The sequence below is a fragment of the Thalassovita litoralis genome (assembly GCF_900182725.1).
Taxonomy (GTDB): Bacteria; Pseudomonadota; Alphaproteobacteria; order Rhodobacterales; family Rhodobacteraceae; genus Thalassobius; species Thalassobius litoralis.
Map to the genome: position 1 here is coordinate 1 of NZ_FXTO01000014.1, position 16,584 is coordinate 16,584.

13 protein-coding genes and 1 tRNA gene are annotated in these 16,584 nt (G+C 58.0%); 11 read left to right on the forward strand and 3 right to left on the reverse strand.

What is annotated here, in order from left to right; all coding sequences use genetic code 11:
• Positions 1 to 156 precede the first annotated feature (156 nt).
• Together FN828_RS20995 and gyrA are read left to right on the forward strand one after the other, a co-directional pair.
• Positions 157 to 1,965, forward strand: coding sequence for a calcium-binding protein (locus FN828_RS20995; RefSeq protein WP_185958998.1), 1,809 nt, complete (start codon positions 157 to 159; stop codon positions 1,963 to 1,965).
• A gap of 276 nt (positions 1,966 to 2,241) precedes the next feature.
• The gene (gene gyrA / locus FN828_RS11565) at positions 2,242 to 4,971 is read left to right on the forward strand and encodes a DNA gyrase subunit A (protein WP_142493640.1); all 2,730 of its coding nucleotides are present in this window, start codon (positions 2,242 to 2,244) and stop codon (positions 4,969 to 4,971) included.
• Between the two features lie 12 nt (positions 4,972 to 4,983).
• On the opposite strand, the gene FN828_RS20520 is transcribed toward gyrA, so the two are convergent.
• The gene (locus tag FN828_RS20520; protein ID WP_185958999.1) at positions 4,984 to 5,157 is read right to left on the reverse strand and encodes a hypothetical protein; all 174 of its coding nucleotides are present in this window, start codon (positions 5,155 to 5,157) and stop codon (positions 4,984 to 4,986) included.
• Between the two features lie 220 nt (positions 5,158 to 5,377).
• Here FN828_RS20520 and FN828_RS11570 point away from each other — a divergent pair, with 220 nt between their 5' ends.
• Together FN828_RS11570 and FN828_RS11575 are read left to right on the forward strand one after the other, a co-directional pair.
• On the forward strand, positions 5,378 to 7,192 hold the full coding sequence (locus tag FN828_RS11570) for an extracellular solute-binding protein (RefSeq protein ID WP_142493641.1): 1,815 nt from the start codon (positions 5,378 to 5,380) through the stop codon (positions 7,190 to 7,192).
• Positions 7,193 to 7,199: 7 nt separating this feature from the next.
• Positions 7,200 to 7,313, forward strand: a complete 114-nt coding sequence (locus FN828_RS11575) for an entericidin EcnA/B family protein (protein ID WP_142493642.1) — start codon at positions 7,200 to 7,202, stop codon at positions 7,311 to 7,313.
• Positions 7,314 to 7,375: 62 nt separating this feature from the next.
• On the opposite strand, the gene FN828_RS11580 is transcribed toward FN828_RS11575, so the two are convergent.
• Positions 7,376 to 7,999, reverse strand: coding sequence for a helix-turn-helix domain-containing protein (locus tag FN828_RS11580; protein ID WP_142493643.1), 624 nt, complete (start codon positions 7,997 to 7,999; stop codon positions 7,376 to 7,378).
• Positions 8,000 to 8,064: 65 nt separating this feature from the next.
• Here FN828_RS11580 and FN828_RS11585 point away from each other — a divergent pair, with 65 nt between their 5' ends.
• The 5 genes from FN828_RS11585 (at position 8,065) to FN828_RS11605 (ending at position 12,579) form a co-directional block, all read left to right on the forward strand.
• Complete coding sequence (locus FN828_RS11585) at positions 8,065 to 9,585, forward strand: class I adenylate-forming enzyme family protein (protein ID WP_142493644.1); 1,521 nt, start codon at positions 8,065 to 8,067, stop codon at positions 9,583 to 9,585.
• A 198-nt stretch (positions 9,586 to 9,783) separates the two neighbouring features.
• On the forward strand, positions 9,784 to 11,244 hold the full coding sequence (locus FN828_RS21000) for a calcium-binding protein (protein WP_185959000.1): 1,461 nt from the start codon (positions 9,784 to 9,786) through the stop codon (positions 11,242 to 11,244).
• Positions 11,245 to 11,332: 88 nt separating this feature from the next.
• Complete coding sequence (locus FN828_RS11595) at positions 11,333 to 11,980, forward strand: DsbA family oxidoreductase (protein ID WP_142493646.1); 648 nt, start codon at positions 11,333 to 11,335, stop codon at positions 11,978 to 11,980.
• 8 nt (positions 11,981 to 11,988) lie between these two features.
• Complete coding sequence (locus FN828_RS11600) at positions 11,989 to 12,390, forward strand: potassium channel family protein (RefSeq protein ID WP_142493647.1); 402 nt, start codon at positions 11,989 to 11,991, stop codon at positions 12,388 to 12,390.
• A gap of 115 nt (positions 12,391 to 12,505) precedes the next feature.
• Positions 12,506 to 12,579 (forward strand) — tRNA-Gly (locus tag FN828_RS11605).
• A gap of 285 nt (positions 12,580 to 12,864) precedes the next feature.
• Here FN828_RS11605 and FN828_RS11610 read toward each other — a convergent pair.
• Positions 12,865 to 14,337, reverse strand: a complete 1,473-nt coding sequence (locus FN828_RS11610) for a calcium-binding protein (protein ID WP_142493648.1) — start codon at positions 14,335 to 14,337, stop codon at positions 12,865 to 12,867.
• A gap of 291 nt (positions 14,338 to 14,628) precedes the next feature.
• On the opposite strand from FN828_RS11610, the gene FN828_RS11615 reads away from it, so the two are divergent.
• Entirely contained in the window at positions 14,629 to 15,717 is a 1,089-nt protein-coding gene (locus FN828_RS11615) for an AbrB family transcriptional regulator (protein ID WP_142493649.1), read from the forward strand.
• Between the two features lie 75 nt (positions 15,718 to 15,792).
• Entirely contained in the window at positions 15,793 to 16,548 is a 756-nt protein-coding gene (locus FN828_RS11620) for a 3-hydroxyacyl-CoA dehydrogenase (protein WP_142493650.1), read from the forward strand.
• The last annotated feature ends 36 nt before the right edge of the window (positions 16,549 to 16,584 follow it).

Genomic DNA, 16,584 nt, shown 5'->3' on the forward strand with positions numbered 1-16,584 from the left:
GGGAAAGAACGGTCGCAGCCGCGCCATCTGTTCGTCGGTCAGCCAAAATAGATTGCTCATGATACCCCCTGAAAGTTTGGGGATTTGAAGCATGCGACCAATGCGATCTCAAGCCGATTAATGGGTCCTGAGCCTAAGTATAATCAAGAGGCACAAATGACTAACCCAACTACGATTAATGTCAGCCAGATTTTGGCCGACTATTTGAATAAATTGGATGATGCGACGCAGGTCTTTGCAAACCTGACCGGCGGGGCAGATAATGATCTGATCAACGGCAGCGCAGACGCGGATAGCCTTGTCGGTCTTGGCGGGGATGATGCGATCTATGGCCAAGGCGGAAATGACTGGATCGAAGGCAACGATGGCAATGATGCTCTGGGGGGTGGCGAAGGCAGCGATTCCATCTATGGCGGGAGCGGGAACGATGCCATCGCGGGCGAAGATGGCGGTCTGTCTGGCGATACCTTGGTGCCGGGAAATGATTACCTTGACGGCGGCAGCGGCGATGACACCATCACGGGCGACGGCGGTAATGATACGATCATCGGCAGCTACGGAAACGATATTCTGAGCGGTGGTGACGGAAACGACTCGATCACTGCTCATTATGGTCAGGACACCATCTATGGCGGCGACGGCGATGATGACATCTCGATCATGGAAAATGGTTTAGGCGGTGCCGATGCTGTCAACATTCATTCAGTCGCTTGGGGTGGTGCAGGAAACGATACGATCAGATCGGCCTGGGGCTCCAACTTGCTGGATGGCGGCGCGGGGGATGATACATTTGTATTGCGTTATTTCCACGCCCAGAACGGAAGCGATACCGTCTATGGCGGTGCCGGGGCCGATCTGGTGAGGTCGACTTACGAAGTCGGTCTGGCAAGCGTTGATCCGGTTTCACACACGATCTGGACAGGCAGCGGCAATGATACGGTCTATGCTGGCGCGGGCGCTGACCTTGTGGGCGGTGGCGATGGTAACGACGACCTGTATGGCGATGATTCCGTCGAAGGATCGCTGGACGGGAATGACTCGATCTATGCCGGGAACGGGGATGATTTCGCCTATGGCATGGGTGGTGACGATGAAATGTGGGGAGGGCTTGGCCACGACACCCTTGTTGGCGGAAGCGGGGATGATCTGATCGGCGGGGCCGAGGGTGATGATTGGCTTTTGGGCGACGACGGCAACGACACCATTTATGGCGGTGATGGCGATGACATCGCCGTTGCTGGCGCAGGCGATGATGAAGTCTGGGGCGGGACTGGCAGCAACATCCTGGAAGGTGGTGATGGCAATGACCTGCTGGGCGGTGCTAGTGGCAATGATATCATTGGTGGCGGCGAAGGGAACGATACGATCTATTCCAGCGGCGGCGCAGATGACATCAGCGGCGGCGCAGGCAACGATGAAATCTGGGCGGGTGCCGACAATGACACCGTTCTGGGCGGCGATGGCGCGGACACGATTTCTGGCGTGACGGGTGATGATAGTATCTCGGGCGGTGGCGATGCTGACCTTCTGATGGGGGCCGAAGGCAATGACACCCTGATGGGTGACGCCGGAAACGATACCCTGTGGGGTGGCGATGGCGCTGACCTGCTGGAAGGCGGCGGCGACAACGACCTGCTGAATGGCGGCGCGGGCAATGACACGCTCAGCGGTCAGGGCGGAAATGATACGCTTTGGGGTAACGAAGGCGCTGATACGTTCCTGTTCTACGCGGGTGATGGCAACAGCCTGATCCGCGATTTCAGCACCGCTGATGGCGATATGCTGGAACTGGATTCAACCCTGTGGGACAGCTTTGGCCCCCTGACCGCCGCCGAGGTGATGGGCCATTTCGCAACATGGGGAACCTCTGGCATCGAGTTGCAGTTCATCGACAATGGCGAAGTGATCGTGCTGGATGGTGTCTGGAACATGACCGATCTGGAAGCCCAGATCGCCATCATGTAATCAACGGATATAGAAACGAAAGCCCCGGCATGTCCGGGGCTTTTTCACGTTTGGGACAGGGGAACCCGCGCGTACATCACGGAATCTCCGGCTTTTTTCACGGTCACGGTGAAATATTTAATCTTTTCGTTTTAAAATCAAACAAAAACAATATCTTATCACCCTACCCGTCTGGCAGCCGCGGCTTGGGGCCGCTAGGCATTGCGCCCTATATGATGGCTCTGATATAACCCGTGTAACAAAATATAGACGATCCAGACAGAGCGGTGGAATTACGTGAGCGACGAGCCTCAAACCCCTGAAAACGAAGAACAAAACGCGCCGGAACGGCCTGTATATTCTGGCCCCAGCATTTCGATCACAGAGGAAATGAAATCCTCTTACCTCGATTATGCGATGAGCGTGATTGTTTCGCGTGCCATTCCCGATCTGCGCGACGGCCTGAAACCTGTGCATCGGCGCATCCTGTATGCGATGCACGAAACCGGCAACAGCCACGATAAACCCTATCGTAAATCGGCCCGTCCGGTTGGGGATGTCATGGGTAAATACCACCCGCACGGCGACAGCGCGATTTATGACGCACTGGTCCGCATGGCGCAGGATTTTTCCATGTCGCTGCCGCTGCTGGATGGTCAGGGTAACTTTGGGTCGATGGATGGCGATAACGCCGCCGCCATGCGTTACACCGAGGTGCGGATGGACAAGCCCGCAGCCTTCTTGCTGAATGACATCGACAAGGACACCGTCGATTTTCAGGATAACTATGACGGCAAAGACCGCGAACCCACGGTTCTGCCCGCACGGTTCCCGAACATGCTGGTCAATGGGGCTGGCGGTATTGCGGTTGGTATGGCCACCAACATTCCGCCTCATAATCTGGGCGAAGTGGTCGACGCTACGCTGGCGCTGATCGACGACCCAGACCTGACCAGCGAACAGTTGATCCAATATGTCCCCGGCCCCGATTTCCCCACAGGTGGGATCATGCTGGGCCGTTCGGGTGCGCGGAAGGCCTATCTGGAAGGGCGCGGCAGCGTCATCATCCGTGCCAAGACACGGGTCGAGGAAATCCGCAAAGATCGCTATGCCATCGTTCTGGACGAAATCCCCTATCAGGTGAACAAGGCCAGCATGATCGAAAAAATCGCCGAACAAGTGCGCGATAAAAAGATCGAAGGCATCGCCCATGTTCAGGACGAATCCGACCGCAACGGCGTGCGCGTGGTGGTCGAACTGAAGCGCGACGCCACGGCTGAGGTGGTGCTGAACCAACTGTTCCGCTTTACGCCGATGCAAACCTCGTTCGGGTGCAACATGCTGGCGCTGAACGGCGGGCGGCCCGAACAGCTGACGCTGCGGCGGTTCCTGACCTCTTTCATCGACTTCCGCGAAGATGTCGTGGCACGCCGCACCGCCTATTTGCTGCGCAAGGCGCGGGAACGGGCGCATATCCTGTGTGGTCTGGCCGTGGCCGTCACCAATGTGGACGAGGTTGTGGCAACCATCCGGTCCAGCGCCGACGCCGCCGAAGCCCGCGAAAAGCTGATGACGCGCCGCTGGCCTGCCGGGTCGATCGCGGAATATATCCGCCTGATTGACGATCCGACCCATACGATGAATGACGACGGCACCTATAACCTGTCGGAAACGCAGGCCCGCGCCATTCTGGAACTGCGCCTGCAACGCCTGACCCAGATCGGGGTACAGGAAGTCACGGATGAATTGCAGCAATTGGCGAAAAACATCCGCGAATATCTGGAAATTCTGGGTTCGCGCGAACGGATCATGGGTATCATTGCCGATGAACTGCGCGAAGTGCGCGAACAATTCGCCGTGCCGCGCCGGACTGAAATCGTCGACTGGTCTGGCGACATGGAAGATGAAGACCTGATCGAACGCGAGGATATGGTTGTCACCATCACCTCGGGCGGGTGGATTAAACGCACCCCGCTGGCCGATTTCCGCGCCCAGAAACGCGGCGGCAAGGGGCTGTCAGGGATGCAGACCAAGGAAGAGGATGTGGTCACCACCCTGTTTGTGGCCAACACCCATACCCAGCTTTTGTTCTTCACCACCGATGGCATGGTCTACAAGCTGAAGACATGGCGCTTGCCGCAGGGCGGGCGTACCGCCAAGGGTAAGGCCATCGTCAACATCCTGCCCATTCCTACGGGCGTTTCGATTGCCGCCATTATGCCGGTCGACCGCCCCGAAGAAGAATGGGAAGACCTGCAAATCGTCTTTGCCACCTCAGCCGGGGATGTGCGGCGCAACGCGCTGTCTGATTTCACCAATGTGATGCGCAATGGTAAAATCGCGATGGATCTGCCCGAAGGGGTGGAACTGGTCAACGCCCGCATTGCATCCGAAGACGATGATGTGATGCTGGTCACAAATTCGGGCCGCGCCATCCGGTTTCCCACCACCGATGTGCGTGTCTTCAAGGGCCGCAAATCCACCGGGGTGCGCGGGATCAGGCTGTCCGGGGCGGATCGCGTGGTCTCCATGTCCGTCATCCGGCATTTCGAGGCATCGCCGGACGAACGCGCGGCCTATCTGAAAATGCGCCGCCTGATGGCTGGTGTGACCGACGAAACCGAAGCGGACGAGGACGGCGGGAATGCCGACACCGCCCTGCCGCAGGAACGCTATGCGGAAATGTCGGCGGCGGAAAACCTGATCCTGACGATCACCGCCAATGGCGCTGGCAAGCTGTCCTCTAGCCACGATTACCCGGTGCGTGGGCGTGGCGGCATGGGCGTGACCGCGATGGACAAAGCCATGCGCGGTGGGGAACTGGTGGCGTCCTTCCCTGTTGAACTGGACGATCAGGTGATGCTTGCCACATCCAAGGGACAGTCGATCCGCGTGCCGGTCGATGGTATTTCGTTCCGGTCGCGGTCTGCTGGCGGTGTGAAGGTATTCAACACCGGCACCGGCGAAGAGGTGGTTTCGGTCGCCCGCATCGCGGAACAAGGCGACGACGAAGGCGAGGAAGAATAAGGGCATCAGCCCTTATTCTTTTGCTTTCCCCACGGACAGGGGGCATTCCTGTGCGCCCTGCCGATACGGACAATCTGCGATATTCTGGGGATCATCCTTGGTAAGGCGCAGCAGGTTCATAGTATAGCGATAAGCCACCCCCGCATCGTCCCCGTAATGCCAGACATGCCACCCCCAGCATTCCATGCGAAACACCAAGCCCCAAGAACTGCACACAAAAAAAACGCCAGCACGAGGCTGGCGTTAAGTTATTGAGGCAGGTTTCATACAGGCAAGAAACCTATCGAGCAGTGATCTCTTTATAAGCAATTGGCCGCACGACTCCAAGCCAAAAGTTTGAAAAGACGTCAATTCACCGTTACCCTAAGTCCCAAGAAACAAAGGGCAGAGCAGGATTGTCCCCAAAATGCGACCACTGAATTTCCCATACGTCAGGTCCGTTCAGGCCTGTTTGGCGCTTATTTTCTTGAGTTCAACAGCACTGGCTGACCCTACACATGGTATCGCCATGTATGGCGATCCGGCCCTGCCCCCAGATTTTGTGTCCCTGCCCTATGCCAATGCCAATGCCCCCAAAGGCGGGCGTCTGGTCGAGGGAAATACCGGCGGATTCGATTCGCTTAACCCGTTCATACGCAAAGGAACGGTACCGTGGCAGTTGCGATTCCTTGCCTATGAATCACTTCTGACGCGCAGCATGGATGAACCGTTCACGCTCTACGGGCTTTTGGCCGAATCGGTCGAGGTGCCACAGGATCGGTCTTGGGTGGAATTTACCCTGAACCCGCAGGCGCGGTTTTCGGATGGCAGCCCCGTCACCGTCGAAGATGTGATCTGGTCCTATGAAACGCTGGGGACACAGGGACACCCCCGCTATCTGGGATTTCAGCAAAAGGTGGATCGGATCGAACAGACCGGGCCGCGTTCGCTTAGGATTACCTTCAACACCCCCGACCGGGAATTGCCGCTGATCGCCGGATTGCGCCCGATCCTGAAAAAGGCGCAATGGGACGGGCGGGATTTCACCGCAACCACCATTCATGACGTTCCCATCGGATCGGCCCCCTATGTGGTGTCGGATTACGAACAGGGTCGATCTGTCACCCTGACCCGTAACCCCGATTATTGGGGCAACGACCTGCCCATTCGGCGTGGCACCAACAATCTGAACGAAATCCGGCTTGAATTTTTCGGTGATAACAGTGTGCTGTTCGAGGCGTTCAAATCCGGCACCCTGACCCTGTACCGCGAAACCAACGCCGAAACATGGGCCACCCAATATGATTTTCCCGCCGTCAGCCGTGGCGATGTGGTGAAAGCCGAAATTCAGCACCAGCGCCCCACCGGCATGACAGGGTATGTGATGAACACCCGCCGCGCGCCTTTTGATGACTGGCGGGTGCGGCAGGCGATGCTGTTGGCGTTCAATTTCCCTTATATCAACGATACGATCACCGGCGGGCGGCAGGCGCGGATCACCTCGTATTTCGCGAACTCGGAACTGGGGCTGCGTCCCGGCCCGGCAACGGGCCGCGTGGCGGAACTGCTGGCCCCTTATGCCGATACCCTGCCGCCCGGCACGCTTCAGGACTATGACCTGCCCGCAGGTGACACCAGCCCGCGCAACCGCAAGGATTTGCGCCGCGCCGTGGCCCTGTTGGAGCAGGCAGGTTGGACCGTCCAAGACGGGACGCTGGTCAATGCCGCGGGTCAGCCCTTCACTTTCGAGGTGCTGCTGCGTCAGGGCGACGGTGTGGGTCAGGCCGTGTTTGACATCTATCGCCCGGCGCTGGAACGGCTGGGCATCGCGATGACGATCAACACCGTAGACAACGCCCAATACGCCGCCCGCGAAACCGCCTTTGATTTCGACGTCATGCCATTTCGCCGGGATCTATCGCTGTCGCCGGGCAATGAACAGAAACTCTATTGGGGGGCTGAGGGCGCGGAACGTCCCGGCAGCCGCAACCTGATGGGGATTACCAGCCCCGCCGCCGATGCGATGATTGACGCGATGCTGACAGCCACCGACCGCACCGATTTCATCGCAGCCGCCCGCGCCTTGGATCGTGTTTTAATGGCGGGTCGCTACGTGATTCCGATCTGGCGCTTTGGCCCGGATCGGATTGCCCATGCGAAACAGTTGAAATATCCTGAACATATCCCGATCTACGGGGGCCGGAATGGGTGGATTCCCGATGTCTGGTGGTACGAGGAGTGAACAAAAAATGAAAAAGCTGATGGTTCTGGCCCTGCTGGGTCTTTTGGCCGGATGCGCCACGGTGGATGGCATCGGGCAGGACATCTCTGGCGGGGCGCGCCGGGTTCAAAGCTGGTTCTGACGGGACACCCCAATAATCGCATCAACACGGCGCGGGTTCCTCGCCGTCGTATCACCGGGGCGTTATACCAAGGACGTCACCCAAAGGATCGTTGCATCCTCGTCACTGACGGAAATCACGTTATGCCCCATCGTGGCATCGTAATAGGCGCTGTCGCCCCGGCGCATTTCGACGGGTTCGTAAAATTCGGTATACAGCCGGATCACCCCGGTCAGCACATACAGGAATTCCTCGCCATCATGGCGCACCCATCCATCGAATTCGTCCATGGATCGCGCCCGTACACGCGCCCGATACGGCAGCATTTGCTTTTTCACCAGGGCATTGGCCAGCAGTTCATGCTCATAGGTGGTGGTCGCATGGGCCGCACCTTCGCCTGAACGGGTGACGGCCATGCGGCCATTAATCTGATCCTTGACCGGTGGCGTGAATAATTGCGGCACGGAAATATCCAGCCCTGTCGCCAGCTTTTTCAGCGCCTCATAGGTGGGCGACATCTGGCCGTTTTCGATTTTAGACAGCGTGGATCGCGCCAGCCCCGCCTGTTGCGCTGCCTGTTCCAGTGTCATACCGCGCGCCTTGCGCAGCTCGCGCACGCGCGTTGCCAGATTCAGGGGTTCGCCCTGTTCCTCGGCCCCGGTTTCACGGGCAATTCGTATGATGGCTTTGGGGTCTCGCTGGCTCATGACAAAACTCATACGACTGCACGAGGACGCTTGCAACTGCCGCAGCGCCGCCGTAAATAATACACATGCTATCTATTTTTGATCACGGCGCCTTTGCGCCCTGCCCCGCACCGTTCAATTTCACTGCCCACGTCCTGTCACAGGCGGACGTGGACCCGGACAAGATTGCCCTTGCGGTGCTGTCGCCTGCCGGGTCCGAACGCTGGAGCTACGGACGCCTGAAAGCCGCCGTTCTGGGGACTGGCACGGGCCTGCTGCAAAAGGGGTTCAAACCCGGTGACATCCTGTTAATGCGGCTGGGCAATACGGTGGAATTTCCGCTGGCCTATCTGGGGGCGATTGCCGTGGGGCTGGTGCCGGTGCCAACGTCATCTATGCTGACCGCGGCAGAAGTGCGCAAGATGGTGGCCCAACTGTCCCCGGCGGGCATCCTGTTTGACAAGGATGTGGCCTGCCCGGACGATACCGGCCTGCCGATGGTGGAAACCGCTGAACTGATTGCCATGCGCGATTTGCCCCCGGCGGATTACGATATGGGTGATCCGAACCGGCTGGCTTATATCATTTATACCTCTGGCACCTCGGGAATTCCGCGCGCCGTGATGCACGCCCATCGCGCAATCTGGGCGCGGCAGATGATGCATTCGGGCTGGTACGGCCTGACGCGCGAGGACCGCCTGCTGCACGCGGGTGCCTTTAACTGGACCTTTACCCTTGGCACTGGCCTTATGGATCCTTGGAGCGTCGGCGCCACCGCGCTGATCCCCGCCGAAGGCGTGCCGATTGACTCGTTGCCGCTGCTTCTGAAACGTCATGACGCCACGATTTTCGCAGCCGCACCGGGGGTTTATCGCAAATTCCTTGGGTCGCATGAAACGCTGGACCTGCCCAAACTGCGCCACGGTCTTGCTGCCGGGGAAAAGCTGTCTGACACGATCCGCCAGCATTGGACCGATGCCACGGGCGGCAAGCTGATTTTCGAAGCCTACGGCATGTCGGAATGTTCCACCTTTATTTCCGCCAGCCCCGATCACCCGGCGGAACCCGGCACATTGGGCCGCCCCCAACAGGGCCGCAAGGTTGCCATCGTGGGTGAAGAAGGCCCGGTAGAGTGCGGAAAAGACGGCACAATTGCAGTTCACAAATCCGACATGGGCCTGATGCTGGGCTATTACGGCGAACCCGAAGACACCGCATCGAAATTTCAAGGCGATTGGTTCCTGACCGGGGATCATGCCTCGATGTCGGAAAACGGCGATATCAGCTTCCACGGGCGTGTGGATGACATGATGAATGCCGGGGGCTACCGCGTTTCCCCGCTGGAGGTCGAAGCCACCCTGCTGCCCCATCCCCTGATCCGAGAGGTCGGCGTGACAGACATCCAGATCAAGGAAGACGCCAGCATCATCGCGGCCTTCTACACATCGGATGTGGACATCCCGGAAGCCGATCTGAAAGCCTATGCCGCCGAGCGACTGGCCCGCTACAAACAGCCCCGTGCCTGGGTGCGGCTGGACGCGATGCCCACCAACCCCAACGGTAAACTGTCCCGCAAGGCGCTGAAACCCCTGTTCCCGCGCGGCTGATCGGGTCGCGTAGCGGATCATAGCCTTTGCGCAAAATTTCTGCGCAAAGGCTATTTCCAAAATACACAAGATATAACCTGTATCTTTCAGTCAGAATAAGCCAGTCTTCCCCTACGCTTTTGTTCGGTGTTGTGCAGGCTGGCAATGTCACCCCACAGCACTGATCGAAAGACAAACAACTTTTTAAAGTGGGGGAACATGTCCAGTCTATTGCCTTTAGCCGCCAGCGCCTATCTGAATCAACTTGTTGCAAAGCTGGCTGAGCTTGATCGCATATTCGCAACCCTGTCCGGCACCGATACCGATGACATCATCCCCGGCTCCCCGGATGACGATCTTATCATGGGCGGCTTGGGGTATGACAGTATCGAAGGGTTCGGTGGCAACGACACCATCTATGGCGGCGACGGGGGCGATACACTGGAAGGCGGCATAGGCCACGACCTGCTGGATGGCGGAAACGGTGACGATGAAATTTTCGGCCACGGCTGGAACGATGCCGCGATTGATGAAACGGGCAATGACACCATTTATGCCGGGGCCGGAAACGACTATGCCGCTGGCGGCAATGGCAATGACGTGATCTGGGTCGGCTCTGGTAACAATAATGCCCAAGGCGGAGCGGGAAACGACCTGCTAGGGGCCGGGGATGGCAACGATTACCTATGGGGCGATGCAGGCGACGATACCCTTTATGGCGGGGCGGGCAATGACTATCTGCACGGCGAACATGAACTGTTTTCCGGCGGCGGGAATGACATCATCTGGGGCGGAGCCGGAGATGACTCGCTTTACGGTCACGATGGGAATGACCTGTTGGGCGGTGCCGACGATAACGATTACCTACACGCAGGCAATGGTGACGACACGCTGTATGGTGGTGCGGGCAACGACACCCTGAATGGTGGGAATGGCGATGATGAAATCTGGGGCGGCGCCGGGAATAACGACCTGACAGGCGGACACGGTTCGGACCTGATTGGCGGCGGTGACGGTATTGACTGGATCGACGTTGGCGGTTCCGACATCGACCAGATCAACAACGATACCGTTTATGCCGCCGGGGGCGATGATTATATTTTCAATTCCTATGGCAGCGGTAATCATGAAATTTGGGCGGGCAGCGGCCATGATACCGTCATGGCAGGCGAAGGAAACGATACGATTTCGGGCGTTACCGGCGATGACAGCATTGATGGTGGCGGTGGTACAGATCTTCTGATGGGGGCGGATGGCAACGACAGCATTTACGGTGGCTGGGATAACGATACGATTTGGGGCGGTAGTGGCGCCGACTCTCTCGAAGGGGGGCAAGGCGATGACCAAATCCACGGCGGAACCGGCGATGACAGGATTCTGGGCTACTGGGGGAACGATACGATCTGGGGCGATGACGGCGCGGATGTCTTTGAATTCCTGTCGTCCATCGGCAACAATTTAATCAGTGATTTTGACACGGCAGAAGGCGATCAACTGGAACTGAACAATGGCATTTGGGCACGCCCTGGTGATACCCCTCTGACCGCAGAACAGGTTGTGGCGCGATATGCTGTCCTAAGCGATACTGGCATTGCTCTTTATTTCGACGACGCCAACACGATCCTCCTTGAGAACTATTTCAACATAAGCGATCTGGCCACCCATATCACCATCATCTGACCCACCCCACCGGAGGGGGCCGAAATCGACCCTTTCCCTTGGCTGCGCCAGACATTACCTATACGGGACCCGAAAACCGGAGGCCCCGATGGTCAAGCTTGATATTCTGTCCGATCCGATCTGCCCGTGGTGCTACATTGGCAAAGCAAATTTGGACCGCGCGCTGGAACAGCGCCCGAACCACCCGTTCGTGATCGAATGGCACCCGTTCCAGCTTAACCCCGACATGCCCCGCGAAGGCGTGGATCGGCGCACCTATCTGGAATCCAAATTCGGTGGCAAAGAAGGCGCTGTGCGGGCATATACCCCTGTTGTCGAACATGCCAAAGCTGCCGGGCTGGACATCAATTTCGAAGCGATGGAACGCACGCCCAACACGCTGGACGCTCATCGCCTGATCCATTGGGCCGGGATCGAAGGGCGGCAAACCGCGATCGTTTCATCGCTGTTCCGCGCCTATTTCCGCGATGGCCGCGATATTGGCAGTCATGACGTGCTGGCCGATATAGCCGACAGCGCGGGTATGGATGCCTCGGTCGTGTTGCGGCTTCTGGCCACCGACGAAGACACCCAACTGATCCGGGACAAGGATGTATCGGCGCGGGAAATGGGCGTGAATTCTGTGCCCACCTTTATCGTCGCATCCCGTCATGCGGTGCCGGGGGCGCAGCCCACAGATTTATGGCTGAAGGTCATGGACGAAATTCTGGAACAACGCGCAGCCGAGGATAGCTGATCCCTGTAATGAAAAGCCTGCTGCGCATCCTGACCCTTTTGGTGACACTGGCCCTGATCGTTCTGGGCGGCACTGTGTTCTTTCACTACATCGAAGGCTGGAGTTGGCTGGATTCTTATTTCTTTACCGTGGTTACGCTGTCTACGGTTGGATATGGGGAAATGGTCCCTGTCACCCCCGTGGGGCGTATTGGCACCACGGTGTTTATCTTTGTCGGTCTGGGTGTGTTTGCCGTCGCCATTCAGCAATTCGGGGCGTTCACCGTCCGCAAGCGCGAAGAACATACCGAATGGCTGATTGCCCGTCTGGGGCCGCATTCCCGCCATCCCCACGCGGAACCGTCCGCCGCGAATGAGGACGACCAACCCGACCCACCCGCGCCGGTGGCGGAAAAGACCCCGGCCCCTTAAAACCGTTTTAGAAAACCCCAAACAGGTTTTTAATAAACGCGCGAAATCTCGCAACGGTTGGGCCATAATTGCGCTTGAACTTTCCACGACTCGGATGCTATCAGGACGCACCATTGCGGGTATGATGTAATGGTAGCCTGTCAGCTTCCCAAGCTGAACGCGCGGGTTCGATTCCCGCTACCCGCTCCAAAATCCCGGATAATATATCGTTTTTTATCAACCCATTATGGGTTGATGTATTGCGTTGCCCAATCCCGCCCCGCCGTCCGGCATTCGGGTATTGGGATACCATTCGGAGGGCATGTCCCGAAGAAACTCCCGAAGCAAACCGCTGCACGTCAGGCTGGATCAATTCATACGAAAAGCAAAAGCGCTGCGCCTTGAATGCCCTCATACAGGCAGGGTATGCGCATCTTTTTGATGTGGCGCATACCCCGGTTAAATCAGCGCTGGACTACGCGGCCTTAGCCGCGATTACAGGATCGTCATATTGTCCGACAGCCAATCCAGATCATAATGGTTTTCCAACATAATCGTGGTTCCCCCGCCAAAGCTCAGCAGCGTTCCCCGTTCTGTTACATCGGCGAATCGCAAGACGACCTCTTCGGTGGTCAATGACCCGTGCGACCCAAGCCAATGATCCCGCGAAATGGCAATTTGATCCCGATCCGCAATCCTGAAATCCGTTACAATTGCGGTTCCCAGATCTTCCCGCATCAGAAATACATCCTGCCCCGCGCCACCTGTCAGGGTATCTGACCCGGCCCCGGCGTACAAAGAATCTGCCCCCGTCCCGCCAAACAGCAAATCGTTGCCTTCATTGCCGAAAAGCGTGTCGTCACCATCGCCGCCCCACAGCGTATCGCGCCCCAGATCCCCTGTCAGGCGGTCGTGGCCAGCCCCGCCAAAAATCAAATCGTCGCCAGCCCCGGCCCACACGTTATCATTCCCGTCTTCGGCATCAATCGTGTCGGCACCCGCGCCTGCGGTGATTCCATCATTCCCGGCACCGCCCCAGATCTGGTTATCCCCATCCGTTGTGGCAATCGTATCATCGCCGTTGCCACCATACAGGGTGTCATTCCCGGCGCCGGATACGATGCTGTCATTTTCATCGCCGCCGCCAATCAGATCGTGACCATCCCCCGTCATCACGTAATCATCGCCCGCGCCCAGCCAGATAACATTATGTCCCCCGGCCGAGGTCACGCTATCTTCGCCAATACCGCCATACAGAGTGTCATTCCCGAACCGGGTCTCGATCGTGTCGTATCCATTGCCGCCACCGATCAAGTTATCCCCATTCCAGCCATTGATGAAATCATCGCCATCAACGCCCCAGATTTCATCGTTGCCGTTGCCGCCCCACAGTTCGTCATCCCCGAAGCCACCGAACAAAGTGTCGTGCCCTTCGCCCCCCAGCAGCGTATCGTTGCCATCCGCGCCACCGATGACATCGTTTCCGTCGTCGCCGTTCACCACGTCATCATGCAGTCCGGCCCAAATCACATCATCGCCCGTCCCGGCATAGACCGTGTCATAACCATCACCGGCGAAAATCGTATCGGCCCCGCCTGCCCCGAAAATCAGATCATCGCCCAGACCGCCGCCAATCATGTCATTGCCGGACCCGCCGTGGGCGTAATCATCGCCATCTTCCAGCCAAATCTGATCATTCCCACCACTGCCATAAACGGTATCATTTCCCGCCCCGGCCAGCACCACGTCATCCCCGTCGTCGCTGTTTTCGACCCCCGGAGAGGCAGATGTATCCCCATGCAACAAATCCCCGGACGCACCGCCAGACAGCGTATCATCACCATCCAGACCGATCAGCGCTGACCCCTTCAGGTTGTCGTTTCCTTTGCTGCCGCGCAGATTGATTGCCACCGGCACCAGCGTATCCCGCAAAAAAACAAATCTGCTTTTTGAAACTCCACGGATCATCAACAATATTCCTATTTATTAATGTGTTACGCCAATACCCGGAATGGCCGAATTTCCACCTAGGTTAAATACTGAAAAACCTGAACACAATCCTAAGATTTACATTGACATGGCGGTTTTCCAGCTCGGTCAGTCCTGCGTCCACCGTGCAGCAGCTTTGCGCCCGAACGGCTAAATCCGGTTCGACAATGCTGCTTTCTTGGGGTTTTATAGGCATGGGACAGCACCCCATACGTCCTTGTGGCGACTACGCTGTTATGAAATATAGCTATTTATATCCGAGTGATTAATATGCACATCAAGCCCCATCTGACGACTGTTTTATACACGCTTGGCCTGACATCGGTTGGCGCGTTTGGTGGGTTTATTGCGTCATGGCTGCATCTGCCGCTTCCCTTCATGCTGGGTAGCTTGATTGTGTCAGGGCTGATTGCATTGTTCTGGTCCTCTGTCTTGCCACAGGGCTTTGTGTTTCCAAATAGCTTCCGCCTGCCATTTCTGATGGTCATTGGCGTTATGATCGGCACACGGGTTACGCCTGCGGTGATTGCGGCCCTGCCCGGCTACGCGGCCTCTTTTGCGATGCTGACGGTGTTCGTTGGCGCGGCGCATTGGTTCAACTATTTGGTTTTTCGCCGCATCGGCGGTTATGATCCGGCCACGGCGTTTTATTCCGGCACCCCCGGCGGGCTGATGGAATCCATCGCCATGGGAGAAGAGGCCGGGGCCAATATCGCGCTGCTGACCATGCAGCAATTCCTGCGTATCATTATCGTGATTACAATGGTTCCGGTGGGCCTGTCGCTGTGGTTTGGTGCCCCGGTCGGGTCCGCTGCGGGGCAAACCCTTGCGCGGACCGGGGCCGATCTACATGCTCTGCCGCTTGTCATCATGGTCGGTGTTTTGGGGTTGGGTGTCGGGAAAATCATCCGATTGCCCGCCGCACAACTGACCGGCCCGCTCTTGGCTGCCGCCGCTGTCACCATCTCGGGCTTGGCTGATCTGCCGGTGCCACAATCTGCGGTGAATGTGGCTCAGGTGGTCATCGGCACCAGCCTTGGCATTCGTTTTGCCGGGCTAAGGGGCCGCACGATGGTAAAAGCAGCGGGGCTGTCGCTGATCTCGGTCGCGGGGATGCTGGGGCTTGGGCTGCTCTGCGCCATGATCCTGGAACCTCTTACCGGGCTGCATCTGGATGTGCTGCTGATTTCTTTTGCGCCGGGGGGCGTCACCGAAATGGCGCTGGTCGCCCTGTCGCTGCACGCCAACCCTGCGATTGTCACCATTCACCATGTCTTTCGTATTGTGCTGACCGTGCTGGGCATGGGGTTGGCTGCCCGTTTGTGGCCTAGCCTCGGCAAACAGCGCCCGCCACGGTAACAGGCTTTGACATAACCAATCCCGCCCATTATTGAACACACATGTTCATTTTCCCCAGACGAGAGAGGACGTCCCATGCAAATGAATGAAACCTGCGCCGTGATCACCGGAGGAGCCTCGGGCCTTGGCGAGGCAACCGCTCGCCTGTTCGCGGCCTCGGGTGCCAAAGTCACCTTGCTGGACCGTGACGCCGCGCGTGGCGAACAGGTTGCGGCAGAAATCGGCGGCACCTTCGTGGAAACCGATGTCACCAGCGAAGAATCCGTTCAGAACGCCCTGACCAAAGCCGTTGCCGCGATGGGCAAGATCAACACCGCAATCAACTGCGCCGGGATCGGCACTGCGGAAAAGACCCTGCATAAAAACGGCCCGCACAGCCTGGAACATTACCAGCGCATCATCAGCGTGAACCTGATCGGCAGCTTCAACGTGGCCCGTCTGGCTGCGGCTGAAATGGCCAAAAATGACCCTACCGAAGACGGCCAGCGCGGCGTCATCATCAACACCGCGTCTGTCGCGGCGTTTGACGGTCAAAAAGGTCAGGTGGCCTATGGCGCGTCCAAGGGTGGGATTGTCGCCACATCTTTGCCGATGGCTCGTGACCTGCAACGCGAAGGCATCCGCGTCATGGCGATTGCACCGGGGATCTTCCTGACCCCGATGCTGATGTCCCTGCCCGAAGAAGTCCGCGCCCAACTGGCGCAGGACGTGACCAACCCCAAGCGTCTGGGTGATCCGTCCGAATATGCCTCGCTGGCGCGGTTCATCTGCGAATGCGGCTATCTGAACGGCGAAGTGATCCGCATCGACGGCGCATTGCGGATGCAATAAACGAATTGGGGCGCATCCAATCACGGTGCGCCCCTG

What these genes read in the sequence shown, in the direction of transcription:
- FN828_RS11615 (WP_142493649.1), top strand. Translation starts at nt 14,629, where the DNA reads ATGCACATCAAGCCCCATCTGACGACTGTTTTATACACGCTTGGCCTG.
- FN828_RS21000 (WP_185959000.1), top strand. Translation starts at nt 9,784, where the DNA reads ATGTCCAGTCTATTGCCTTTAGCCGCCAGCGCCTATCTGAATCAACTT.
- FN828_RS11620 (WP_142493650.1), top strand. Translation starts at nt 15,793, where the DNA reads ATGCAAATGAATGAAACCTGCGCCGTGATCACCGGAGGAGCCTCGGGC.
- FN828_RS11610 (WP_142493648.1), bottom strand. Translation starts at nt 14,337, where the DNA reads ATGATCCGTGGAGTTTCAAAAAGCAGATTTGTTTTTTTGCGGGATACG.
- FN828_RS20995 (WP_185958998.1), top strand. Translation starts at nt 157, where the DNA reads ATGACTAACCCAACTACGATTAATGTCAGCCAGATTTTGGCCGACTAT.
- FN828_RS11600 (WP_142493647.1), top strand. Translation starts at nt 11,989, where the DNA reads ATGAAAAGCCTGCTGCGCATCCTGACCCTTTTGGTGACACTGGCCCTG.
- FN828_RS11580 (WP_142493643.1), bottom strand. Translation starts at nt 7,999, where the DNA reads ATGAGCCAGCGAGACCCCAAAGCCATCATACGAATTGCCCGTGAAACC.
- FN828_RS11595 (WP_142493646.1), top strand. Translation starts at nt 11,333, where the DNA reads ATGGTCAAGCTTGATATTCTGTCCGATCCGATCTGCCCGTGGTGCTAC.
- FN828_RS11570 (WP_142493641.1), top strand. Translation starts at nt 5,378, where the DNA reads ATGCGACCACTGAATTTCCCATACGTCAGGTCCGTTCAGGCCTGTTTG.
- FN828_RS20520 (WP_185958999.1), bottom strand. Translation starts at nt 5,157, where the DNA reads ATGGAATGCTGGGGGTGGCATGTCTGGCATTACGGGGACGATGCGGGG.
- FN828_RS11585 (WP_142493644.1), top strand. Translation starts at nt 8,065, where the DNA reads ATGCTATCTATTTTTGATCACGGCGCCTTTGCGCCCTGCCCCGCACCG.
- FN828_RS11575 (WP_142493642.1), top strand. Translation starts at nt 7,200, where the DNA reads ATGAAAAAGCTGATGGTTCTGGCCCTGCTGGGTCTTTTGGCCGGATGC.